Origin of the sequence: Flavobacterium sp. LHD-80 (genome assembly GCF_030929605.1) — a bacterium.
Lineage (GTDB): Bacteria > Bacteroidota > Bacteroidia > Flavobacteriales > Flavobacteriaceae > Flavobacterium.
The window spans coordinates 1-26,614 of record NZ_JAVFVS010000015.1 but is presented as its reverse complement, the minus strand read 5'-3'; the positions used below and the strand labels follow the sequence as shown (position 1 = coordinate 26,614).

11 protein-coding genes are annotated in these 26,614 nt (G+C 35.7%); 7 read left to right on the top strand and 4 right to left on the bottom strand.

Annotated features, from left to right (window positions below; genetic code table 11):
- Window positions 1-104: 104 nt before the first annotated feature.
- From RB619_RS20820 to RB619_RS20795, 6 genes are all read left to right on the top strand, one after another.
- Window positions 105-917 carry a hypothetical protein gene (locus tag RB619_RS20820; protein WP_308101033.1) on the top strand — a complete coding sequence of 271 codons (813 nt, stop codon included), beginning with the start codon at window positions 105-107 and terminating at the stop codon, window positions 915-917.
- A 144-nt stretch (window positions 918-1,061) separates the two neighbouring features.
- Window positions 1,062-12,659 (top strand): gliding motility-associated C-terminal domain-containing protein, encoded by an 11,598-nt coding sequence (locus RB619_RS20815; protein WP_308101032.1) that lies wholly within the window; start codon window positions 1,062-1,064, stop codon window positions 12,657-12,659.
- 28 nt (window positions 12,660-12,687) lie between these two features.
- Entirely contained in the window at window positions 12,688-13,611 is a 924-nt protein-coding gene (locus RB619_RS20810; RefSeq protein ID WP_308101031.1) for a type IX secretion system membrane protein PorP/SprF, read from the top strand.
- An 11-nt stretch (window positions 13,612-13,622) separates the two neighbouring features.
- Window positions 13,623-15,551: an OmpA family protein gene (locus RB619_RS20805; protein WP_308101030.1), complete on the top strand. Its 1,929-nt coding sequence runs from the start codon at window positions 13,623-13,625 to the stop codon at window positions 15,549-15,551.
- Between the two features lie 577 nt (window positions 15,552-16,128).
- Complete coding sequence (locus RB619_RS20800) at window positions 16,129-16,344, top strand: hypothetical protein (protein ID WP_308101028.1); 216 nt, start codon at window positions 16,129-16,131, stop codon at window positions 16,342-16,344.
- Window positions 16,345-16,657: 313 nt separating this feature from the next.
- The gene (locus tag RB619_RS20795) at window positions 16,658-16,798 is read left to right on the top strand and encodes a hypothetical protein (protein WP_308101027.1); all 141 of its coding nucleotides are present in this window, start codon (window positions 16,658-16,660) and stop codon (window positions 16,796-16,798) included.
- Window positions 16,799-18,085: 1,287 nt separating this feature from the next.
- Here the strand turns inward: RB619_RS20795 and RB619_RS20790 are convergent.
- Entirely contained in the window at window positions 18,086-19,006 is a 921-nt protein-coding gene (locus tag RB619_RS20790) for a DUF6515 family protein (protein WP_308101026.1), read from the bottom strand.
- A 438-nt stretch (window positions 19,007-19,444) separates the two neighbouring features.
- Between RB619_RS20790 and RB619_RS20785 the strand changes: the two genes are divergently transcribed.
- Window positions 19,445-20,455, top strand: coding sequence for a transporter (locus RB619_RS20785; RefSeq protein ID WP_308101025.1), 1,011 nt, complete (start codon window positions 19,445-19,447; stop codon window positions 20,453-20,455).
- Between the two features lie 750 nt (window positions 20,456-21,205).
- Here RB619_RS20785 and RB619_RS20780 read toward each other — a convergent pair.
- From RB619_RS20780 to RB619_RS20770, 3 genes are all read right to left on the bottom strand, one after another.
- Window positions 21,206-23,140 carry an OmpA family protein gene (locus RB619_RS20780; protein ID WP_308101024.1) on the bottom strand — a complete coding sequence of 645 codons (1,935 nt, stop codon included), beginning with the start codon at window positions 23,138-23,140 and terminating at the stop codon, window positions 21,206-21,208.
- 72 nt (window positions 23,141-23,212) lie between these two features.
- Entirely contained in the window at window positions 23,213-24,133 is a 921-nt protein-coding gene (locus RB619_RS20775; RefSeq protein ID WP_308101023.1) for a type IX secretion system membrane protein PorP/SprF, read from the bottom strand.
- 15 nt (window positions 24,134-24,148) lie between these two features.
- A partial coding sequence (locus tag RB619_RS20770) for a gliding motility-associated C-terminal domain-containing protein (protein WP_308101022.1) occupies window positions 24,149-26,614 on the bottom strand: 2,466 nt, incomplete at its 5' end.

The following is a 26,614-nucleotide window of genomic DNA, read 5'->3' as shown; positions in this document are numbered from 1 at the left end:
AATGAATTCAGAAATTAACTCTAAAACAAAACGATACAACATACTAAAAAGAAAAATTAGTAAAATTTAAGATAGTAACTAACATCCAATATGTATAAACAAATATGAAATACAAATTATCAATATTGTCATTTATTATGTGTCTGACGATAAAAGCACAAGAAGAGAAGAGTAGTTTAAGTAATGCCGCATCAGATGCTACAAATCCACTTGCCTTTGTTACGAAAGTACAAGTACAGCCAAATTTTACATGGAAAGATAATGATGGTAGACAAATAAATCTTACCTCTAGGGTAATTCAGCCAAGTGCTTCTATTGGTCTGCCATTCATCAAAAGCAATGATCCCTCTAAAATCTATACCATTTATAGGCTTGAAGTTCCGATTATTGGGCAGACATTTCCTGGTAATCCGGATGGTGATGCTACAGGTTTGGCAGATTTGATTTTGCTTGATGCAATTGTATTTAAACAAAAATGGGGGTTATTAGGTGCAGGACCTGGTTTAATTTTTCCAACAATGAAACCAGAGCAGATAAGTAGTCGAAAATGGAGTGCAGGAGCAGCTGTTGTAGTACTAAATACTAAAACAAAAGGATTACAATGGGGTTTCCTTGCCCAGCAATATTTTAATTTTGCTGGTGATAAAGACCGGGAAAGTAAAAATTTTATGATTTTCCAGCCTATTTTGAATAAAATTCTAGGTGATGGAAAATTTATACAATTGGGATCCATTTTAAATTTTAATTGGACTGATCAGACATATCATATCCCCATAGCAGTAAATTTTGGGAAGGCATTTTCAAAAAGTCTAAGTATTCTTGGAGGACCTGAATATGTTGTAAGTGGCCCAAATAAAGGCGATTTTACGATAAGATTTCAGATCAATGCTATGTTTGCTACCACTACTAAAAAATAAATAATCATCGCAATGTTTTTTTTTTTAATTTAGTAACAAGTTACTGGTACATAGCATTTTTAAGTTTAGTTACAATAGAAATTTATTAATTTTAAGGAAAGAGTAATTGATTTTTCTTAAGTCCTTATGATATACTGTTTACTTATGAAACAATTTTACCATTTTGCAAAAATTAAAAATTATTTCAAAAAATTAGTTTTTACTGTATTTGTAATCATTTTTTATTCTATAAATGGATTTGGACAAAATTGTACAGTAAATGCAGGAGTTCTGAATGTTACTATTTGCGAAACTGATGTTTTAGTTTTAGAGGGAAACACCCCATCACCAATTATTGGTAACGTCTTATGGAGCCAGATATCAGGTCCCGCAGTAGTCATAAATTCTCCAAATACTTCAACAAGTACCGTGTCTGGATACACTGGAGGAAACACTTATATATTTAGATATAGTGCGACCTGTGGAGATGGCATGGTTACTTATCAGGATAAAGTTGTTAATGTACAGCCTATCACCATTGCTAATGCGGGAAACAATATAACAAGCTGTCCAAACAGCTCAGGAACATTGACCATTACTGCTAATACTCCTCAAAATACAGGAGAGATTGCTTATTGGGAAATAGTAGGCGCAAATAATGCTGGGGTCGTAATTGATTTTCCCAATCTGCCTACCTCAACTATAACATTACCTCCAACAAGTTGTGGTACAACCACAATTCAATGGGTTATAGAAGGCCCTGAATATGCCGCAGGACAACGCTGCAGAACAACATCGCAAATTACCGTGACGAATTATGGCGGAGTTAAACCAGTTTCTGCGGGGCCTGACCAAACATTAAGCAATTGTTATACCACTACACAAACTACCGATCTTACCGGAACTTATGGCGGTTGTGGCCTTAATGGACAAAATGGTCAATGGACATTTGTAAGCGGTCCTAATACACCAACTATTGGAAACCCAAATTCAAACAAAACACAAATCTCTAATCTTGTAGAAGGTACATATACTTTTAGATGGACTGTTAGCGGACCTTGTGCTTCAGGTAATGACCTTGTTACTATTGTAGTTCCTCCGGCAACACAGGATGTAACTACTCTTTCGGGCGGAGATGAAAATATTTTCTTTTGCGACAACACTATTAATCAGGTAACACTTATTGCCCAAACTCCTTTGTATGCAGGTGAAACTGTACAATGGACACAAATTCAAGGAGATCTAGGCGCTGTAATTGTTTCGCCTAATAATCCAACGACATTAGTTACAAATATTTCAGATGCGGGTGATCCATATAGATTTAGATATACACTTACAAATACTAATACTGGTTGTGTTTTTACCAAAGATTATATAGTGCAATACAATGGTGCAACCAGATCTATTACAGCCAATAATGGCAACAATATCTCAGGTAGCTGCGATGCGACTGTATTTACCATCCCTCTTACTGTAACAGGAACCGGTTACAATCAATATAGGATTGTTAGCGGTCCTAGTACTTCTCCATTAGGGCCTTTTCCTACTATCTTGACTGATGTTGGAACCACCTTAACACTTACGCTTACCACTTCTGGAAATTACATTATTGAATTTATTAGAAGAGAAAGTGGTTCTCTTCCTATTGGTTGTGATTATGGTTTCGATTCATTGAATGTGTTGGTCTCTGGTGAGCCAACCCCCTCAAATGCTGGTTCAGATGTAAGTCTGCCTTGCGGAGACACTACTACACTTTTGTCTGGAGTAGCAACCGATGAAGGAACTCACTTTTGGAATCAATTGAGTGGTCCTAATGAAGCCGTAATTGCTGATAGTTTTGCAATAGATACACAAGTTAGCGGTCTTGTTCCAGGAGAATATGTTTTTCAGTACATAACAAAAGGAGGTGGAGCGACGTGCGGTTTTTCAGTAGCCACAGTAACAATAAATGTATCTGGTAGTACATTAAGTGCTACTGATGCAGGTCCAAATCAAGTAGTTTGTACAAGTTCACAAGTACCACTTAATGCAATACCTGTACAAAGCGGAGAAATTGGCACATGGAGTCAGATTTCTGGCCCAAGTACCATTACATTTTCTAATGTTAATGATCCAAATGCAGTCGCAACAGGTTTTACAGTCACTTCATCAGAATACGAATTACAATGGACAATTTCTTATCTTCACCCTGGTCCATCCTGCAGTGCATCTATTTCAGATACAGTGTCAATTGCCACTAATAATTCAACAGCTTCATCAAGTTCTGACGCTGGTCCGGATGCCTGTTATCCTTCCGGAACAAGCTCTTTTAACCTTAGCGGTAATTCTCCAGATCAGGCAGAAACTGGGACTTGGACTGTTGTTCCATCTGTCGGAGTTATAATTGCTGACGAAAATGATCCTAATACAATGGTGACCGTTCCAGGAAACGGAACGTATGTTTTTACTTGGGCAATTGAAACTGCCACGAGATTATGTGACCCTAACAAAAGTTCTGTTTCCATTACTATTGCTAATACTCCCCCTGAAGCAAACGCAGGACCAGATCAGGAACTATGTGGTACTACCGTAACTATGGCGGCAACAGCAAGCAGCGGTGCAATTGGCACTTGGACAAGAATTTCTGGCCTTGGAGGTTATACAATAAGTGATGAACATGATCCTAATGCGGTTTTCACCTTTGCTTACAGTGGTTATTATATTTTTAGATGGACTATAAACGCAGAAGTCTGCGGTGAGGCGTTTGATGATATTAATTTAACGATTGGAATTCCGCCAGTTGCCGCTAATGCAGGACCGGATCAAAATATTTGTGGCAGCACAAGTATTACAATGGCCGGAAGTAGTTATGACAGCTTTTTTGAAAGCGGACAATGGTCTGTTTTAACTGGTTCTCCAAATCAGCCTAATATTGTAAATCCTTCTAGTCCAAACACAGTAATTAACGGACTTGTAGCTGGCACTTATACTTTTAGATGGACTATCACAGCAAAAAGTATCTTTCTATGTAACGGTACTCAGGATGATGTAACTGTTGTAGTTACTCCTGCCGCATATGCGGGATCAGATCAGACTTTTTGTGATGTTACCAGCATTCAGCTTAAGGGAAATGAAAACTCAACGGGAACATGGACACTTACTAGTACTACGGGAAATGTTAACGATGTTGTTATTACTCAATCTCCATCTAACAATTATGTAGCAAATGCAACTGTTGTTCCCGGAAACAGTTATGTTTTTACCTATACAACCAACTCAGTAACTTATCCTGACGGAAGTACTTGTTCTGGATCATCAGATTCTGTAGATGTTACTGTTTTTAGCGGTGCCAGTATAGAACCAAATGCAGGACCAGATCAAATTTTATGTATTTCTGATGTTGGAGGAACTGCATCTTTAACAGGGAATGTACCACCTCCTGATGTATCCGTTGCCGAATGGCGTTTTGTTTATCAGCCAGTTGGAAGTGTTGCTGTAATCACAACTCCAACTGCCCCATTAACTACAGTAACAGGTTTAACCGTACCCGGGCTCTATATTCTGGAATGGGTATTTGAAAATGCTTCCTGCCGATCATTATCAGACATTGTAAGAATAGAAATGAACGCTGCACCAAGCACCGCAAATGCAGGTCCAGATGATGCAGCAGCGTGTCAAACAACATATCAAACCGCCGCAGTTCCGCCAGCAGTTGGTATTGGAACTTGGAGTTTTGCTAGTCCGGGAGATGATCCCTCTGGAGGTGCCGTAGTAATCAATAATCCTAACAGTCCCACAACGACGCTGTCGAATATTACAACTTTAGGAACGTATCGATTAACATGGACCGTAACGAATGGTCCTTTTACGAACCCATCTTTATGTCAGCCTTCTTCAGATACTGTAGAAATAACCTTTAACGATATTCCGCCATCTATTGCAAATGCGGGGCCTGATCAGGAATTGTGCGGTGAAGAGACTGCTGTGATGGCTGCTCAGGCCGTAACTTCGGGTATTGGAACCTGGACTATGACTTCAGGTCCAAACATGGCTAATATCGCTTCGCCAAACAGTGAAAATTCAATAATGTTAGGTTTAGTTCCCGGGACTTATGAATTTCTGTGGACTGTTACCACATTAAATCTAAACGGATGTATTTCGGAGGATTCTGTCATAGTCACTATTTATGACTTGCCATCAACTGCCAATGCAGGACCTGATCAGACTATTCCGCAGTTTTCACCTGTAAATATGAATGCAGTAACGCCAACTGTAGGCACAGGAGAATGGACTCACGTTTCCGGACCAAGTACAGTAGGTTTTACCGATGAAACGTCTCCAACAACTGCAGTTACAGGTACTGTATCAGGAACATATGTTTTACGATGGACTGTAAGCAACGGAAATTGTACCGTATCATCAGATACAATGACTCTTACTATATTGTCTGTTGCTGATCTTGAATTAACTAAATCTATTACTCCAATGACAGGAAGTGCGGGCGATACCGTAACTTTTAGTATTCAAGTTTTTAATAACAATTCCCTTGGCGGAACCGTAGATGCAACCGGCGTTGCTGTAAGAGATTATATCCCGACTGGTTATACCATAATTCCGGGTTCAGCAAATTTTGGCGGACAATACAATATTGGCGACAATACCATTTCTTGGTACAATCTTACTGTTCCTAATGGAAACCGAATTACTTTAACTTTCAAAGCAGTAGTTCTTCCAACAGGATCGTACTTAAATATGGCCGAAGTTATTGCTTCCAATCAATTTGATCCTGACAGTACTCCAAATAATAACATCTTAGCAGAAGACGATCAGGACGATGCTGATTTTATATTAGATGTTGCCGATTTATCGCTTCAAAAAACTGTCTCGCCTACAACTGTCAGCATCAATGATAATGTTGTATTTACTATTAGAGTAACGAACAGCGGACCAAATAATGCTTCGGGTATAACTGTCTCAGATCATCTACCTCCGGGATATACTTACGTAAGCGATAACGGAGCCGGAAAATATAACAATACAACAGGCATTTGGAATGTTGGAAATTTAAACAACGGAAACTCTCTTACTTTGCAGATTACGGCAAAAGTCAATGTTGCCACAGCTGCCAATTATATAAATACCGCCGAAATACAAACAGCCAAACAATTGGATCCTGACAGTACTCCGGGCAATGGTCTTCCCGAAGATGATATGGCTAGTGCCAATATTACGCTAAAATCAGCTGATTTGGAATTGACAAAAACTGTTTCTCCAACTTCTGCAACAGCAGGACAACAAGTTAATTTTATAATTAATGTAGTAAACAAAGGACCTGGAAATGCTACAGGAGTAAATGTACAGGATATTATTCCGGTTGGTTATACTTTAATTCCTGGATCAGTTTCTAATGGCGGAGTGTATCAAGTTGCGAATGCCTCAATAGATTGGCAAAATTTAGTTTTAGCCAGTGGCGCCAATATCAATCTGACTTTTAATGCATTTGTAAATCCTTTGGGAAGTTATGTAAATGTAGCTCAGATAACGGCAAGTGATTTACCGGATCCTGATAGTACACCAAATAATAATGTTGCAACAGAAGACGATCAGGATACTGCCGAAATTACTTTTATAGGTCCATCTGCCGATTTATCTTTAGTTAAAAATGTAGTAGCCGGAAATACTAGTCCGGTTGTAGGAAGCCAGGTTTCATTTGAACTTGTAATTACGAACAGCGGACCAAATAATGCAACGGGAGTTCAGGTAACTGATTTACTTCCGACTGGTTTTGAATTTATAAACTATAGCTCATCGGCAGGAATTTATAATGATGCTACTGGTTTGTGGAATGTAGGTACGGTTGATGTTGGTGTTTCTGAATCTCTTATTATAGATGCAAAAGTGCTTCCAACAGGTATTTACACCAATGTTTCGCAGGTAACAGCCAGTAATCTTCCGGATCCTGATTCAACTCCAAATAATGACGACGGAGATCAAAGCGAAGATGATGAAGACAATGCAGTTATTACTCCAATTCAGCCTTCAGCAGATTTATCAGTAACAAAATCAGTAAATAATCCAACTCCATTGGTAGGTTCACAGGTTACTTTTGAAGTTATTGTAACCAATAATGGACCTCAGGATAATACGAGCGTTCAGGTGACGGATTTACTTCCTAACGGATATACTTTTAATAGTTTTACCGTATCAACAGGAATTTATGATCCGGGAACGGGAGTTTGGACAGTTGGTAATTTAGTGAATGGAAAATTTGAAACCCTTCAAATTACGGCAACCGTAAATCCAACAGGAGATTATCTTAATAAAACTGAAGTAACGGCTAGTGACCTTCCTGATCCTGATTCTACTCCAAATAACGGAAGCACAACTGAAGATGATTATGCAGAAGTTGCAACGGTTCCTGTACCTGTTTCATCAGATTTATCCATTACAAAAACAGTAAGCAATGCTACACCCGTAGTTGGTACTCCCGTTACTTTTGCTGTTATAGTAACCAATAGCGGGCCTCAGGATAATACAGGTGTTCAGATTACAGACTTGTTACCTTCCGGATATACTTATAACAGTTTTACAGTTTCAACTGGAGCTTATGACCCAATAACTGGAGTTTGGACAGTAGGTAATTTGGTTAATGGAAAATTTGAAACATTGCAAGTTACTGCAACTGTAAATGCTTCAGGAATCTATCTTAATACTGCTGAAATAACGGCTGCAAACGTTTTTGATCCGGATTCAACTCCGAATAACGGAATCACAACAGAAGACGATTATGCAGAAGTTTCAACAGTCCCTATACCAGAAGCATCAGATCTATCCATTACAAAAACAGTAACTAATGCTACACCAGTCGTAGGTACTCAAATAACTTTCGCTGTTATAGTGACCAATAACGGACCTCAGGATAATGCAGGTGTTCAGGTTACTGATTTATTACCATCAGGATATGCTTTTAACAGTTTTACAGTTTCAACTGGAGCTTATGATCCAATAACTGGAGTTTGGACAGTAGGTAATTTGGCTAATGGAAAATTTGAAACATTGCAAGTTACCGCAACTGTAAATCCTTCAGGAATCTATCTTAATACTGCTGAAATAACGGCTGCAAATGTTTTTGATCCGGATTCAACTCCGAATAACGGAATCACAACAGAAGACGATTATGCAGAAGTTTCAACAGTTCCTATACCAGAAGCATCAGATCTATCCATTACAAAAACAGTAACTAATGCTACACCAGTCGTAGGTACTCAGGTTACTTTTGCTGTTATAGTAACCAATAACGGACCTCAGGATAATGCAGATGTTCAGGTTACTGATTTATTACCATCAGGATATACTTTTAACAGTTTTACAGTTTCAACTGGAGCTTATGACCCAATAACTGGAGTTTGGACAGTAGGTAATTTGGCTAATGGAAAATTTGAAACATTGCAAGTTACTGCAACTGTAAATGCTTCAGGAATCTATCTTAATACTGCTGAAATAACGGCTGCAAATGTTTTTGATCCGGATTCAACTCCGAATAACGGAAACACAACTGAAGATGATTATGCGGAAGTTGCAACAATTCCTGTATCAACTTCGGCTGATTTATCACTTTCAAAAACAGTAAGCAATGCAACTCCGTTAGTAGGTTCGCAAGTCACTTTCAGTTTGGAAATAAACAATAATGGACCTCAAGATACTGATGGAGTTATAGTAACTGATTTACTTCCTAGCGGATATACATATGTTTCATACACTACAACTACCGGAAACTATAGTGCTTCAACAGGATTATGGAATATTGGAATCTTACCTGTTTCTGCCTCTCATACCTTGCAAATAACAGCTGTAGTAAATGCAACAGGAAATTATCTTAATACTGCAGAAGTTACAGCCAGCAATCAGCCAGATCCGGACTCAACACCAAATAATGGAGTTACGACCGAAGATGATTATGCAGAAGTTCTAACTACTCCAATACCAACTTCAGCAGATTTGTCGCTTACTAAAACAGTTAACAATAGCACTCTATTAATTGGTTCGCAGGTAACTTTCAGCGTGGAAATAAACAATGCCGGACCACAAGAAACAAATGGTGTTATAGTAACAGATTTACTCCCATCCGGATATACTTATGTTTCCTATAGTGCTACAAATGGAACTTATAACCCAATAACAGGACTTTGGACTATTGGAATACTGCCAGTTTCTACGTCTCATACTTTGCAGATAACAGCAACCGTAAATCCTTCCGGAGATTATGTTAATATAGCCGAAGTTACCACAAGTACAGTTCCTGATCCTGATTCAACTCCAAATAACGGTGTTCCAACAGAAGATGATTATGCAACTGCAACAGTTACACCAACGAATCAGGCATCCGATTTATCATTAACTAAAACCGTAAATAATACGACGCCTTTAGTCGGTTCGCAAGTTATTTTTGAAGTTATAGTCACAAATAATGGTCCGCAGGATAATACTGGCGTTCAGGTAACTGATTTACTTCCTATCGGATATACTCTTAACAGTTTTACTATTTCTACCGGAACTTACAATTCCGCAACAGGATTGTGGAACGTTGGTAATTTAATCAATGGAAAATCAGAAACACTGCAATTAACAGCAACTGTAAATGCAACGGGAGATTATCTGAATATTGCAGAGGTTACTGCAGCTTCTCTTCCTGATCCGGATTCAACTCCAAATAACGGTGTTCCAACAGAAGATGATTATGCAACTGCGACAGTTACACCAACGAATCAGGCATCCGATTTATCATTAACTAAAACCGTAAATAATACGACGCCTTTAGTCGGTTCGCAAGTTATTTTTGAAGTTATAGTCACAAATAATGGTCCGCAGGATAATACTGGCGTTCAGGTAACTGATTTACTTCCTACCGGATATTCTCTTAACAGTTTTACTATTTCTACCGGAACTTACAATTCCGCAACAGGATTGTGGAACGTTGGTAATTTAATCAATGGAAAATCAGAAACATTGCAAATTACTGCAACAGTAAACCTAACCGGAAGTTATTTAAATGTAGCCGAAATTACAGCAGCCGGACTTCCTGATCCTGATTCTACTCCAAATAATGGTGTTACAACAGAAGATGATTACGGATCTGTAGTTACAACACCAATTACTCAGGCAGCTAATTTATCCTTAACTAAAACGGTAAATAATCCTGCGCCGTTAGTTGGTACTGCAGTTACTTTTGAAATTGTCGTAACCAATAATGGTCCTCAGAATGTTACAGGTGCCGAAGTAACTGATTTATTACCTTCCGGATATACCTATAATAGTTTTACTGCTACTAAAGGAACTTATGATAAAACTACAGGAAAATGGAATATTGGTTCTCTGCTTAATGGTGATTCTCAAACTTTGCAATTAACAGCCAATGTTAATGCAACAGGAAATTATATCAATATTGCTGAGGTTACAGCCAGCAGTTTGCCTGATCCAAATTCAACTCCAAATAACGGAGTTCCTACCGAAGATGATTATGCCACTGCAACAGTTACACCAACTCAGGCCATAGCCGATTTATCTCTTGTTAAATCAGTAGTTGGCGGCGATTTAAGTCCAATATTTGGTGCAACAATTACTTTTGAAATCACTGTAAAAAATAGCGGACCACAAGCAGCAACCGGAGTAAAAGTGAAGGATTTACTGCCAAGCGGTTACGAATATGTTGTTTACAGCTCTACAACAGGACAATATTTTGATACAACTGGAATATGGGATGTTGGAACAATTGCAAATGGCGGTTCAGAATCACTGCTTATATCCGCACAAGTTAATAATACAGGTGATTATCATAATGTAGCTGAAGTTTATGCTTCAAACGAATTCGATCCTGATAGTACGCCAAATAATAACGTAGACGGAGAGGATGATATTTCTTCTGTAGTAACGACTCCTGTTCCGGCAGTTGCAGATCTTTCGATAGAGAAAAGCGTAGTCAATAATAATTTGACTCCTGCCGTTGGATCGCAAATTTCATTCTCTATTACTGTAACCAATTCCGGTCCAAGTATGGCAACCGGTGTAACAATTAAAGATATTTTGCCATCTGGATATGACTTTATATTTTTTAATTCTACTTCCGGAAGTTACGATCGTACAACAGGAATATGGTCGCCTGGAGTTATTTTGCCGGGCAACAGCCATACTTTATTGATAAATGTCTTTGTAAAAAGCCCAACCGGAACTGCAAATGAGTATCTCAATAGTGCCGAAGTTATAAATTCTAATCAATTTGATCCTGACAGTACACCTGGAAATGGTGTTACAACAGAAGATGATTACGACAGTATTTCTGTAACTCCAAGGATTGTTATGGCCGATTTATCCATTAATAAAACAGCATTAAATGAAAACGATATTCATGATGTTGGCTCAACCGTTATATTCACAGTTACCGTTACCAATGATGGTCCGGCAGATGCAAGCGGAGTAGTAGTTAAAGATTTGCTTCCACCAGGATTCACTTATTTTACAAGCAGCCCTACAAGTGGTCTTTATAATTATGTAACCGGAGTTTGGAATGTAGGATCTATTGCAAATGGAACCAATCAATCTTTAGATATCTATACAACCGTAAATCCACCAACTGGAGTTGCTAATGAATATACCAATACAACCGAGATTATTGCCAGTAATCTTCCTGATCCTGATTCAACTCCAAATAACGGAATTACTACAGAAGACGATTATGATAGTTTACAAATTAAAATTGCGGTTGCCGATTTAAGTTTAGACAAAACCGTCAGCAATAAAAATGCAAATGTAAATGAGGTCGTAACTTATACTATACAAATTAACAACGAAGGACCAAGTATAGCAACAGGTGTTGATGTTGAAGATGTGATTCCTTTAGGGATTTTCAATATCAGCAATATCAACAATGGAGGAATCTTCAGTAAAAACGTTATAAAATGGGTTGATTTAACAATCCCTGTTGGCGGTATGACATTAACGTATCAAGCGACCGTTGCTAGTCCGCATGGACTTGATAGTAACGATTATCTGAATATCGCTCAGGTAACTGCAAGTAATCAATTTGATCCGGATAGTAAACCAAATAATGATAATGGTGATCAAAGCGAAGACGATGAAGATTCAGAATTCATAAACATACCTTCGACGGATATTGCGATAAACAAAGAAGTTGATAAAACGGATGTTCCAATGGGCAGTGAAGTAATCTTTATTATTAAAGCCGAAAATCTGGGAAGTTTAACGGCCACAAATGTTGAGGTACAAGATATTCTTCCAAATGGATATTCATTAAATAGTTTCACCACAACATCAGGAGTTTACAACAGTACAACAGGAATTTGGACAATACCCGCAGTAAATGCCGGAAGTTCTCAAACCTTAACTATCAATGCCAAAGTACAAGATTTTAATGATTATGTAAATACAGCCCATCTTGTAAAAATGGATCAGGTTGATACTAATTCTTCAAACAATCAGGATAGTGCAACCGTATCACCAAACTGCTTGAAAATTTACAATGAGTTTTCTCCAAATGACGACGGACAAAACGATACATTCTATATTGACTGTATTACACAATACCCAGATAATCAACTCCAAATATTCAATCGCTGGGGTAATTTAGTTTACTACAGAAAAGGTTATGATAATACTTGGGATGGAAAAGCAGACGGATCTGCCAAAACGCTACCAGAAGGTACTTATTTCTACATTCTGGATTTAGGAAATGGCTCCGCTAAAAAATCTGGATGGCTTTATTTAAAATAAAATAGGATAACCAAAATAAGAATTGGCTATGATTAAAAATATAAAAAAGATTTTCACAATCATTACGATGCTTTCTGTATTTGGTGTTGCAGCACAGCAAGATCCGCAATACACACAGTATATGTATAATACGCTAAGTGTAAACTCTGCGTATGCCGGCTCCTTAGGGCATTTAGCTATAACCGGAATATATAGAACACAATGGGTTGGTCTCGAAGGAGCACCAAACACACAATCTTTCACATTAGATACACCAGTCGCGAAAAATGTTGGTTTGGGTTTATCAGTCGTTAGTGAAGAAATAGGCCCATCCGAAGAACAATATATAGATGCTAACTTCTCCTATACAATCCAATCCGGACAAACACATAAATTGTCTTTTGGAATTAAAGGCGGAGGAAGAGTAATCAATATAGACTGGACAAAAGGAAGTCACAGAGATCCTGATACCCAGTTTCGTGAAAATATTACCAATAAATTTTTACCTGTAGTTGGTGCTGGTTTATATTGGCATGGTGAAAGAGATTATATCGGAATAGCTATTCCTAACTTTATGACTCGAGAAAGATATGATTATGATGATATAGCCGATGATCTTGTAAACGAAAGAATGCATGTTTATCTTATTGGAGGAATCGTTTTTGATCTTTCAGCCCATACAAAATTTAAACCTGCTGCTTTGGTAAAATATGTTGCAGGAGCACCTCTTATTGCTGATTTTTCGGCCAATTTTATGTTCAATAATGTTTTTACTCTCGGTGCATCATACCGCACTGGAGATTCAGTAAGTGCTATGGCCTCCTTGCAAATCACGCCACAGTTTCTCGTTGCTTACGCCTATGATTATACTACAACAGAACTGCAAACGTATAATAGCGGCACACACGAAATTATGCTTCGATTTGAATTAGTATCACGCAAAAAGGGATTAAAATCTCCAAGATTCTTTTAATACTATGCTATATGAAAAAAAGAATTACTATACTGCTATTGTTGGCAATGCAAATGATTTATTCGCAAACCAAAAACAAAACGGCCGATGCTCTATTTGATAAAATGTATTATATAGAAGCAGCAAAATCATATGAATTATCGATAAAAAATGGAGATACCTCCAAAGAAATTTTACAGCGTATCGGAGACGCACATTATTTTAATACACAAATGACAAGTGCCAGTAAATGGTATGGAAAACTGCTTGCAGATTATCCAAACGAAGTTCCAGCCGAGTATTATTTTAGATACGCCCAATCTTTACAGGGAATTCAAAATTATGATCTGGCAAAAAAATGGATGAAAAACTTTTCTGAAAAACAAAAAACAACAGATTCGAGAGCTCAAAATTTTTCACTTAAAACAGTAACGCTCGAAGATATCAATAAAATAAAACCACAGTTTATACTCGAAAATCTCGAAATAAATTCGGCCTATTCAGATTTTGGTCCTATGTATTACAAAGGCGATTTAGTGTATTCTACAACAGTTGATTCTTCTTATCTAAAAACAGCAAAATACGGATGGAACGATCAGCCATATTTAAACATGCAACTAGGAAAAATAAGTCCAACACAAACCAATGTTACTTTTAAAGAACGTTTTGGAAAAGAAATTACAACTCAATTTCATGAAGCCTGTGTTGCTTTTTCGCCAGATGAAAAAACAATTTATTTTACCCGAAATAATTATAATGGGAAACTAAAAAGAGATGGCAAAGGAATTAATAATTTAAAAATATATTCAGCAAAAGCTGTAGAAAACGGCAATGAAACGGTTCGTTGGGAAAACGTAAAAGAACTTCCGTTCAACAGCGATAATTATTCTGTTGGACAACCCTCTGTAAGCAAAGACGGAAAAAAATTATATTTTGTTTCAGATATGCCTGGAACACTAGGATCCACAGATATTTTTGTTGTTGACATTTTAGGTGAAGATCAATATTCTAATCCAAAGAATTTAGGCGAAAAAATTAATACAAGCGGACGAGAAATGTTTCCTTTTATAACAGATAAAGCTTTATATTTTTCTTCCGACGGATTCTTAGGTCTTGGCGGACTTGATGTTTTCGAAAGCCGATTAAACGACGGAATCTTCGATTCACCAAATAATCTTGGTGCACCATTAAATAGCAACAGAGATGATTTTGGTTATATAATAAACGAAGATACCAACAAAGGTTTTGTATGTTCGAACAGAAAAACAGGAAAAGGTGACGACGATATCTATTCTTTCGAAAGAAGTTGCACACAATCTATTGAAGGTTATGTTTTTGATGCCATATCCAACAACAAAATTGCCGGTGCAATTGTAACACTCAAAAACAGTGAAAATCAAAAAGTCGACGAAACTGTTTCTAAAATAGATGGAAAATTTGAATTTACAGAAAACATCAATTGTAATACACCTTATACAATTGAAGCAGCAAAAGATAATTTTACAACAAGCACCAAAGCAATTATCACTCCAGAAAATTCCGGAATAACCCAAGTTCCTATTGGTCTTGATCCTTCACTTATAGAAAGAAAAGATGGTTTATTGAAAATAAAAATCGGAATCATTTTCTTTGATCTGGATAAATCAGTAATTCGATATGACGCTGCAATAGAATTAAATAAAGTGGTTTTATTAATGAGTCAATATCCAAGTGTAGTAATTAAAATTGAATCTCACACGGATTCAAGAGCCAAGGATCAATACAATCTTGAACTTTCTGACCGAAGAGCCAAAGTAACCAGGGATTATATTATCTCGCAGGGAATTGCTCCGGAAAGAATCGAAAGTGCCATTGGTTATGGAGAAACACAGCTTATAAATAACTGCTCAAACGGAGTTCCTTGTAGCGAAGCACAACATCAAATGAACAGACGAAGCGAGTTTATTATTACCAATTTATAGTATTTTTCAAAAAAAAACTATACCATTAACTAAGAGTTCATAGATTTGGTTGGTGAGCTGATAATTTACAAAGTTGAATATTTATTAACTATGTGAATCAGGGATTGAATCTATAACTTTTTGGTTTTCAAAAATGTCCTTACAGGTTTTTAAAACCTGCAAGGTAATCTGAAGAATAACAGTATTTTATTTTAACCATTGAATTGCATTAACTACCAATTACACAAATTCTCGTAAATTAGTTTGCACTAAGGCGGGTAAAAAAGAAAGCACAGTCAAAAAAATAAATAGAACAAACTTAATTGTAATCATCCAAGATATTCTCATTGGAATGATGTTAAAGGGATTGTTCTATTGAACAATTGATGCTATTGATAGTATATTTATTAAAACTTGTGAAATATATTATTATATGTCTAAATGTTATTATATGCACAGGAAGAAATATTTCAAGAAACATCTGGTTAAAAAGAGTTGTTATATGAATTAAAAACTCTTATGATGTTTTCTTAATTAAACAACAATTATATTGTATGTTTTTATTCACATTCTAACATACCTCAAAATCATAGAAAACATGAATAATGAATTAACTTATAGCGAGATACAAGACTTAAAAAAAAAGTTAAAAGTAGGAGAATTTGACATTGACCTCGAAATAAACAATTTAATTTGTTTAGGTTTTGAGCAACATACAGCAAAAGAATTAGTGATAGATGTTATTCGGAGTTACAAGCGTGACCTTTTGTATAAAGCTAATGAAAAAATAGACTTTAGTGATAGAAATGTTTAGTTATAGTTTCTTCATCTATATCAGTAATGATACTAGAAGAAAACAGTGTTTCTATGATTATGCTTTCAATACTCCTTGCTTGTTTAGCTGGTTATTATGAACACTCAAAAACTATTAGGGCTGTTTAAATAAAAAATTGATCGAGCTTTTTAATGGAAATATATTTATGCAGTTTTTTTTTGCAATATTTTGATTTCCAATGATGAGCCGTTGACTAATTTTAAACTCGTGAACCAAATTTGAATGGAACTTTCTAAGAACTTAAACATTAGAAAATCTCAGGAAATACTAGCCAAGAGTTGGATTCCTTAATATGATGAATTTGGACAAAATGCTTACCGATGCAACTTGTTATGAGAGTGAATTACGTTTTTCAACCAATCAAAGAAGCACATTCAGAATAAATCAGGCTACTGATTTTGTATTAAAAGAAATAAACCCCGAAATTGCTTAAAAAGAGTCAAAAAAAGGGTTTTTCTATTTTTTTGAGTTGACATCTGAAAAGGCAGTAAGCCCGAACTGGACAATTTTTATTTGAAAGATGAATTTCTGCAGTATATGATTCAATAAAAAAGACTCCTTGCTTCTGAATTTACAAAAAAAAAGAGTGAACCTCCGATAACACAGGGATTAATAAAAACATAGAATTTTATTTTATTTTAGATTATGAGTTTGAAAGCAAGAAAAAAAATAAGTTATTGATTTTATTGAAGTTGCCTTTTAAATTAAAAAAAATATTTTTCAAAAAAAAACTCCTTACTTCTGAATGCGCGCAAAGATTACTTTGGGAATCTGTAAAGGGGTTTACAAACAAATGGAATCTCTTAAAATGAAATTGCATAGAACCAAGTATTTGGATTGGTCTGGACACTATAATGAATATTCGAAAAAAACAAAAAAAGAATTCCTGATAGGATTATAAGCATTAGTAAAAGTAACATCCGTCCGATTGTTCGGGGTAAAGAAATCAAATAGGTGGAATTTGAGCTAAAGTCAACAAAGTTCAAATAGATGGCATCAATTTTATTGAGCACAATCAATATCGAGCTTTTAATGAAGGAACCCGTTTGCAAAGCAGTGTATTTTACGTGCAAAATCTCACCAAAACTAAAATAAAAAGGCTTGAAGTTGATGCGATTTGTGCTACTAACAAAAATTGAACATTTACCTCAAACAGCAAAATTCAAACCGATTTTGTTAAATAAAGAAAGGCTGGTAAAAATGAAGAGGAATGGAAAGTTTTGGACAAAGAAATCAAAAAAGAACGCTCCACACGTTTAGAAAGAAGTTTTAGCAACGAAAAAGAACATTCTAACTTAAAAAAATCTAAGCTAAAACCCAAAAGAACGAGATACTTTGGATTTTCTTCAGAATCCACACTCCAAATGCTCTTGAATTCGGAAGAAGAATTTTAAAAAAAAAATAGCTAAAAATAGCAGCCTGCAAAACAAAAATAATTCGAAGGGATACATATGTCTTGTTGGGAACGAAAAACTATTTTTTTACATAAATATATCCTTGAAAAAACTTGAAAATTAAAAATGACCGATTTTTTAAATCAAAATCAGTCATTTTTTTATGCTATACTAAAAATTAGCTTACTTCTGAATGTGCCTATTTTTTTGTGCATGCACATTGTTATTAGCCGTGTTATTTTAAAATAATAATAAAATGTTGTTGTTTTTTTGTCGAATTTAAAATATTTTTGTTGAAAAAATAGCTTCAGCTCTTGTGGTTTGTATTATTTATCTTCTTCTACTGAGACTACTTCATATTTGTCTCTTCCGTCAACTTGAACAGGCTGGTAGTAGGTTTCTCCAAATTTTACATATTTAGAGCTTCCTATAGTAACTTCTTCACCTCCTTCAGGTAAATTATCTACCAATGTCCCAGCAGTTGGAGCAACTACTTTGTAATTACTTCCATCTTTTTCATAATACGTACCTCCATAATAATAATTATTAACCGTTCCGGTATTTACAGTTTCAGCACCACTCGGAATGTTATTTATAGTCCCTCCAACTGGAGCAGGAACAGCGGTATAACCCCCACTGGAAGATGTGTACCAAACTCCCTGATCATAATGATATTGGGTACTTTCTACGCTAACAACGATGGCAGTAACTGTTAATGTTGTAATAAAAAATCCCCAAGGATGCCAAACTGGTCCCCAATAAAATGGTCTGTAAGGACGAGGATAATATGGATGGTAACAATTGTATCTATAACCGCCGTATCTGTAGGGTGGACGCATATAAGGTCTTGAACCATGCCTTACAATGGTATTACGGTTGTTACGAACATGTACACTATTATTAACATTGATATTTACGTTGTTTGTATTTCTATTAACGGTGTTTCCACTAATGTTTGTATTTCTTTTATCAACATTACTTCTATTTACTGTATTTGTTTTTTTGTTATTAGTTGTTTTTTTTGCTCCCGTTTTACTATTACCGTCTGTTTTTTTAATAACAGATGCTTTATTTCCTTTTGTTTTTCTATCACCAATAGTTGAAGATTTAGATTTTACTACAGTTGATTTATTTCCTTTACCGCCACTCGGACGATGTTGGGCGATACTTTCAAGGGAAATCAGAAAAAATAATCCTATTAAGTTTAATGTAATTACTTTTTTTAACAAGTTCACTATGCTTTTCATTTTTTAATTAATTAATGTTAGAAAAATATTAAAATTTACTTTTTACCAGACAAAACATCTAGTTAATTTTGAATCATGTCTAAAAAATTAGCTTTGTTCGATTAACACATAGCAGTATTAATTCTATAGAAATTACTGTAGCTCCTAAAATTAGGATAACTTCACTATTTACTTTTATGTAAGAAAGACTAATATTAAGCCAAACAAACCTACAAAAAAAAAGCAAATAAATCATAATATTAACAGAGTTTATTAATGTCTTGTAAGTTGGATTTTAATTTTAACGTTTCGTTTAGTAAAACTTATCTAGTATTTAATTTTAATTGGCAAATTACAATTTTCAATAAAGTTAAGGATTAAAATTATCAAAAGTTAAAACATAATATCAAAATAAGTTTAAACTTACAGATGAAATTGGTCCTAAAATTAGTTTTAGGGATGCCTTCAGATAAAACGATTTGTATGATGAGCATTTTTTTTGAAAAAAAATTACATTTACAGAAAAAAAATGAATATCTAAATAGTTTACCTATGCAAATACCACTTTTAAATAAGAACAGAATTATTTTATTGATTGTCTTTATATTAGTTATTATTCCAGCTTCTAGTCAGAATTTAGAACCCCGTGCTTACGGAAATGTTCCTAAAAATTTAAATGTAATAGCAATTGGTTACGGATTTATAGATGGTAATGTTCTTACAGACCCTTCTTTACCAATAGCTAATTTTATTATAAGGAGCCATAATATAGGTTTAGGTTATGTTCATACTTTTGGACTGGCGAATAAACTCGCACGTATACAAGTTACAATTCCATATGTCTTTGTTGACGGTTCTATTGAAGACACATATGGAGGAGTAAAAACAGGTTCAAGAAATGGTTTTGGAGATGCAAAAATACGTTTTGGATTTAATTTATTAGGTTCTCCTGCGCTCGAAACTAAAGATTTTAAAAATTTTGAGCAAAAAACAATACTTGGAGTAAGTTTGGTTACTTCTATTCCGACTGGCAATTATTATGGTAATAAAAAAATGAATATCGGAGCAAATCGTTGGGCATTTAAACCGGAAATAGGAATTTCAAAACGATTCAGAAATCTTTATGCTGAGTTTTATACGGGAGTTTGGTTTTATACACAAAATAATGATTATTTCGTTAAAAAAGAATTAACACAACAACCAACTTTTAGTTTTCAGGCTCATGCCAGTTACTATTTTAAAAATAAAATGTGGATAGGTTTTAATTCAAATTGGTTTGTTGGTGGAAGATCTATTATTGATGACATTTCCCAAGATAGTCAATTAGATAATTGGCGGGTAGGAGGAATATTTTCAACTCCTATAACTAAAAATCAATCTATAAAATTACAATTTCATGTTGGAGCATTTACGAATAAAGGATTAAGTTATGATGAAGTAACACTAAATTATCAATACTCATTTTTCTAAAATTATATATATATGCAAATCATGGATTGAATCTGTAATTTTTTGGTTTTCAACGGATACCTGGCAGGTTTTTAAAACCTGTCAGGTCTAATCAGAAGAATAACAGTGTTTTATTTCAAGCCTTGATTCACATTATATATGAGTTTCTAAATCAATCATGAATATCTTGAGTCAAATAAAGATACAAAATGATGACCAAAGGACATATTTCTTCCATTCCATCTGATATAACCAATTTAAACTCATCTGTCTCAACAAGCAACTTGAATTATATAAATAATATTCATCGGTTGTTCTCTGTATAAATTTTTTATGAGATAAAAAAAACCGCCCAACATATAAATACGATGGGCGGCGTCCATAAAAACATAATCTTCCATTTTATGTTTCCATAAGTCTTAATATAATTTGATGTAAAACATTTTAATAAAATGTTAAAAGCTTATTTGACATCATTCTTTGATATTCGACATAACAATACTCGAAGTCTTGAAATAGTTAGAAATTAATTTCCTCTAAAAAGCAAGTTATTGGTTTGTATTACTTTTCTGTAAAAGTAAGCAAAAAATAATCAAATTACAATTATTTAATAATAAATTCACTCCTTCTATTAACATGATATTCCTCTTCAGTACAAGACTCTGTTTTTATGCAATTATTAATGGGGTCCACTTCTCCATATCCCTTTCCTGTAATTTTTTTTATGAATATTCCCTTTTTTTATACCGACTTCAAACTTTCTTTTTATTCCTATTGTTCATTTACAATTACAATAAACTCAGAACGTCTGTTTAACTGATGCTCAGCTTCCATACATGATACTCCATTTGAACATTTATTAATCAAACGTGATTCCCCATATCCTTTTCCTGTGATTCTGTTAGTATTAATTCCTTGAGCTATAATATAATTTACTGTTGCTTTAGCTCTATTATTAGATAACTTCATGTTAAAATCATCCCTGCCTCTACTATCAGTATGTGAATTAACTTGTAAAGAAACTTTAGGTCTATCTCTCATTAATGCAACAATCTTATCTAGTTCAGGTTTCGAAGACTCTCGAATATTATAACCGTTATAATCAAAATAAATAGGATTTAAATTTAAAACATCTTTAAGATCAATGCCTTCTTTTATTTCTTTTCTTTTATTATCAACAATTACTTCCCATTCATTAATTAAATCAACAGAAAGCTCTTTACTTCCTAATAGTTTTAACGGCTCAATCTGTTCTGTTTTTTGGGCATACTTTTCTTTTTTAAAGACAAATTTATATTCTTTTAAAGGTTCAACTTCTACTTTATAGTTGCCATCAGCATCCGTATAAACCATGTTTACTTTTTCATCTGCCAAATTAAATACTTCGACAACCACTCCTTCTAGCTCCTTTTTAGTATCAAAATCGCGGACTGTCCCAAAGACAAAAGGATTTATATTCATTCCAAAGTCAATTGGTTTGTTTTCTGTAAATCCATATATATCATCATTTCCACTGCTGTTAGATGAGAAATAACCTTTTTTAGTACTCCTTTTTATTACATACCCAAAATCATCAGCAGTAGAATTTACACCATCACCCACATTTACAACATGATATTTATCCTTCTGATCCTTAATCGCTGCAAAAACGTCAAGACCCCCAAGTCCAGGATGCCCATCTGAAGAAAAATACAAAATACCAGTATCATCAACAAAAGGAAAAGTTTCTCGTCCTAATGTATTGATTTCATCCCCCAATTTTTTAACATCATTTCCAACAAACCCTCCCTTATTAAGACTAAGTACGTAAATGTCACTATTCCCAAATTTATTGTTCCTGTCTGAAACAAAATAAAGTTTTGATTCGTCTGCACTTAATGCCGGATGTGCTGATGAAAAACTGTCACTATTCACTGGAAAGGCAAGTTTTTTAATACTAGACCATTCACCATTAACATTATGCGCCACATAAATATTTAAATAAGAAGTTCCTTCTTTATCTGTTCCTAATTTTCCATCAGCATAATTATTACTAGTAAAATACATTGTCTTACCATCTTTCGTGATTGCAGGTGTGCTTTGATGATACTTTGTATTTATATCATCTTTTAAAACAACTGGATTCTGTAATCCATCATCCATCGTCACATCTGCAGAATATAATTTTAAAAAAGACTTTTCGTTCCAGCTATGCTTGCGTTTTATGATTACTCCAGTATCTTTTGCAGAGGCATAAATTACTTTATCTTTACCATAAAGAGCAGTACCAAAATCAGAAAATGGAGTGTTTATGCTTACAGAATTAATCGTATAACGATTGGACTGTTTTTTGATAGACTCCATCAACTTATTCTCATTCCAGTTATCACTTATATCATTTTTACCAGATCTTTTATAATATTTTTTTATGACTTCTTCAGCTGTTTTATAATTTTGTGTACTATTTAAAGCTTGAGCATATCTAAAATAATACTCAGAATCGACATTGTTTAAATGGTCTATCATATTAGAATATGCTTTTATCGCTTCAGGATAATTTCCATTAAAGTAATAACTGTTTCCCAGCTTAGAATAAACCTCAAAAGAAGTATTTCCTTTACTAATCTCTTGCTCATATAATGCAATTGCTTTAATAAATGCAAATTTATTATATGCTAAATTTGCTTTTTCAAGCCCCTTATTCTGGGCATTTATTGTGCTGTTCATAGTAAAGAACATTAAAAACACAAAAACTGTATTTATTTTTTTAGAAAACATCATATTGGTATTAGTTTTTATTTAGAAGAATCTTGGTGTTACCAATCTTGATTTGGATTTGTTTATTAACTCAAATCTTAAGAAAAATTCATGCGATCCACTATTATAATTGGATAATTTTGTTGTTTCCCAATCATAGGCATAACCAATAAGCCATCTATCAGACACTTGAAAGGCCGCTAATGCGCTAAGAGCGGCATCCCATCTATAAGCTAGCCCAAGAGTCAGTTTATCATAAACCATGAAGTTTGTTGAAACATCGACCTGTATTGGTGACCCGCTTACAATTTTCAGGAGTCCTGAGGGCTTGAATTTTAGATTCGAATTTAGCTCAAACACTTTTCCAATAATATAATAAAGATGAAGACGTTCAGTTTTTATATTGCGTTCGGAATCATTAAAATGATTGGTTTCAATTATATTTGGAACACTTAAACCTGTATAAAATGTATCTGTATAATAATATGCCCCCACGCCAACTTGTGGCGATATTTCATTGGTTATACTGAGATTTAAATCATTTGGATCTTTTGGACCTGTGTTGGCCTGAGTGAAATCAACATTAAAAATATTTAATCCTCCTTTAATTCCCAGAGACAATTTTGCTCTATAGGAAACATCGACTTTATAACTAAACATTAGGTCAATAACGGATTCATTAACCACAAATATTTTGTCGCTGATCACATTAATTCCTAATCCAACTTTTTTGCCAACAGGTGCTTGCGCTGAGAAATTTATAGTTTCCGGTGCGCCATCTATCCCCATCCATTGATTTCTATATAAAGCCAATACACTAAGCGCATCTCTTGTGCCAGTATAGGCGGGATTAAAACTCATTGTATTGTACATATAGTTTGTAAACTGTGAGTCTTGCTGACCTCTTACAAAACTAGTATTCAATGAGATTAATATAACAAGAATAAATAATCTTTTTTCCATACTTTCTAATGTTTTTTAATCTGTGATAATATATATAGGACCAGTTTGTTCATGGACAGTATTATTTGAATCAATTACTAATAATATATAATAATATGTGCTTGTTGGAAGTTTTTGACCTCTTTGATAAGTAGCTCTTCCATCAGAATAGCCATTGAATACATTTCCGTTTATTCCGTAATTTTCCATTTCAAATACTTTTATTCCCCATCTGTTATAGATTTCTATTTTGTTGCTAGTATAACAGTCTAACCCTTCAATTACTAATTCTTCATTTGAGCCATCACCATCTGGGCTAACAATGTCGTATACAATAAGATCACAAGCTTTTACATGTATTACAGTTGGATCTTTTTCTGTAGGTGTAGTGGGGTCGTCAGATTTATCGGAAACTTTTTGTCCTTTTGCTGTATTAGATAAAACAGTAGCTTGATTAAGTATATGTCCTCTAGTAATATCTTCCTGTGTCAAGACATAAGTTCCTTTAAATGTTGTTGAATCTGTTTCTCCAACAGGAAGTGTAGGGATAGATTCTCCAGTTATTATTACACCCTCAAGTTGATCATCGAGAACTACATTAAATAAATCAACAGTTCCTATATTACTAATTTCAAATGTGTAGGTAATAGTTTCTCCAGTTTCTGCTCTACCATTGTTATTTAAATCATTAAATTGACCTTTTTTCGTTAAAGAAATTGCTCCAGACGGTTGTAGTAATGTAACCACAGTGGAGTCATCCGGAGTCACCGTTGTCGGGTCATCGGAGGTATCGGTTACTGTGCCTCCTGATGGGTCTGTTCCTGTGGCGGTTGCCAGATTGGTCACATTTCCTGCATCAACATCAGCCTGAGTGATGGTGTAGGTAGCGCTGAAAGTTGCAGTGTCCACCGCTGCAGGGGCAAGGCTTGCAATGGTGCCGCTTACTGTAACCAATGGGTCAGTGATCGATACATTGGACAGGGTCACAGTACCGGTATTGGTTACTTGAAAACTATACGTGATGGTCTCCCCAGCCTCTGCTATTCCATTAGTATTAACATCATTGAAGGTGGCTGTTTTGGTCAGGGCAATCGTGCCGTTTGTGTTGAATGTAACCACAGTGGAGTCATCCGGAGTCACCGTTGTCGGATCATCGGAGGTATCGCTTACCGGGTTGCCCGATGGGTCTGTTCCTGTGGCGGTTGCCAGATTGGTCACATTTCCTGCATCAACATCAGCCTGAGTGATGGTGTAGGTAGCGCTGAAAGTTGCAGTATCCACAGCTGCAGGGGCAAGGCTTGCAATGGTGCCGCTTACTGTAACCAATGGATCGGTAATGGTAATTCCTGTCAGGGTCACAGTACCCGTATTGGTCACTTCAAAACTATACGTGATGGTCTCCCCAGCATCGGCAAAACCGTTGCTGTTGGCATCATTGAAGGTGGCTGTTTTGGTCAGGGCAATCGTGCCGTTTGTGTTGAATGTAACCACAGTGGAGTCATCCGGAGTCACCGTTGTCGGATCATCGGAGGTATCGCTTACCGGGTTGCCCGATGGGTCTGTTCCTGTGGCGGTTGCCAGATTGGTCACATTTCCTGCATCAACATCAGCTTGAGTGATGGTGTAGGTAGCGCTGAAAGTTGCAGTATCCACCGCTGCAGGGGCAAGGCTTGCAATGGTGCCGCTTACTGTAACCAATGGATCGGTAATGGTAATTCCTGTCAGGGTCACAGTACCGGTATTGGTTACTTGAAAACTATACGTGATGGTTTCTCCAGCATCGGCAAAACCGTTGCTGTTGCCATCATTGAACGTGGCTGTTTTGGTCAGGGCAATCTCCCCAAAAGGAGGTAAATTAACTAGAGTTGGATCATCAACAACGCCTGTTGTCGGATCATCCGAAATATCGGTTACCGGGTTATTAGATGGATCGGTACCTGTTACCTGAGCTTGGTTGGTCACATTTCCTGCATCAACATCAGCCTGAGTGATGGTGTAGGTAGCGCTGAAAGTTGCAGTGTCCACCGCTGCAGGGGCAAGGCTTGCAATGGTGCCGCTTACTGTAACCAATGGATCGGTAATCGACACATTGGACAGGGTCACAGTACCGGTATTGGTTACTTGAAAACTATACGTGATGGTTTCTCCAGCATCGGCAAAACCGTTGCTGTTGGCATCATTGAAGGTGGCTGTTTTGGTCAGGGCAATTGTGCCGTTTGTGTTGAATGTAACCACAGTGGAGTCATCCGGAGTCACCGTTGTCGGGTCATCGGAGGTATCGCTTACTGTGCCACCCGAAGGGTCTGTTCCAGTGGCGGTTGCCAGATTGGTCACATTTCCTGCATCAACATCAGCTTGAGTGATGATGTAGGTCGCGCTGAAAGTTGCAGTGTCCACCGCTGCAGGGGCAAGGCTTGCAATGGTGCCGCTTACTGTAACCAATGGGTCAGTGATCGACACATTGGACAGGGTCACAGTACCGGTATTGGTTACTTGAAAACT

Excerpts from the sequence above, each read along its gene's own strand:
- RB619_RS20820 (WP_308101033.1), top strand. The coding sequence starts at position 105 with ATGAAATACAAATTATCAATATTGTCATTTATTATGTGTCTGACGATA.
- RB619_RS20815 (WP_308101032.1), top strand. The coding sequence starts at position 1,062 with ATGAAACAATTTTACCATTTTGCAAAAATTAAAAATTATTTCAAAAAA.
- RB619_RS20810 (WP_308101031.1), top strand. The coding sequence starts at position 12,688 with ATGATTAAAAATATAAAAAAGATTTTCACAATCATTACGATGCTTTCT.
- RB619_RS20805 (WP_308101030.1), top strand. The coding sequence starts at position 13,623 with ATGAAAAAAAGAATTACTATACTGCTATTGTTGGCAATGCAAATGATT.
- RB619_RS20800 (WP_308101028.1), top strand. The coding sequence starts at position 16,129 with ATGAATAATGAATTAACTTATAGCGAGATACAAGACTTAAAAAAAAAG.
- RB619_RS20795 (WP_308101027.1), top strand. The coding sequence starts at position 16,658 with ATGATGAATTTGGACAAAATGCTTACCGATGCAACTTGTTATGAGAGT.
- RB619_RS20790 (WP_308101026.1), bottom strand. The coding sequence starts at position 19,006 with ATGAAAAGCATAGTGAACTTGTTAAAAAAAGTAATTACATTAAACTTA.
- RB619_RS20785 (WP_308101025.1), top strand. The coding sequence starts at position 19,445 with ATGCCTTCAGATAAAACGATTTGTATGATGAGCATTTTTTTTGAAAAA.
- RB619_RS20780 (WP_308101024.1), bottom strand. The coding sequence starts at position 23,140 with ATGAACAGCACAATAAATGCCCAGAATAAGGGGCTTGAAAAAGCAAAT.
- RB619_RS20775 (WP_308101023.1), bottom strand. The coding sequence starts at position 24,133 with ATGGAAAAAAGATTATTTATTCTTGTTATATTAATCTCATTGAATACT.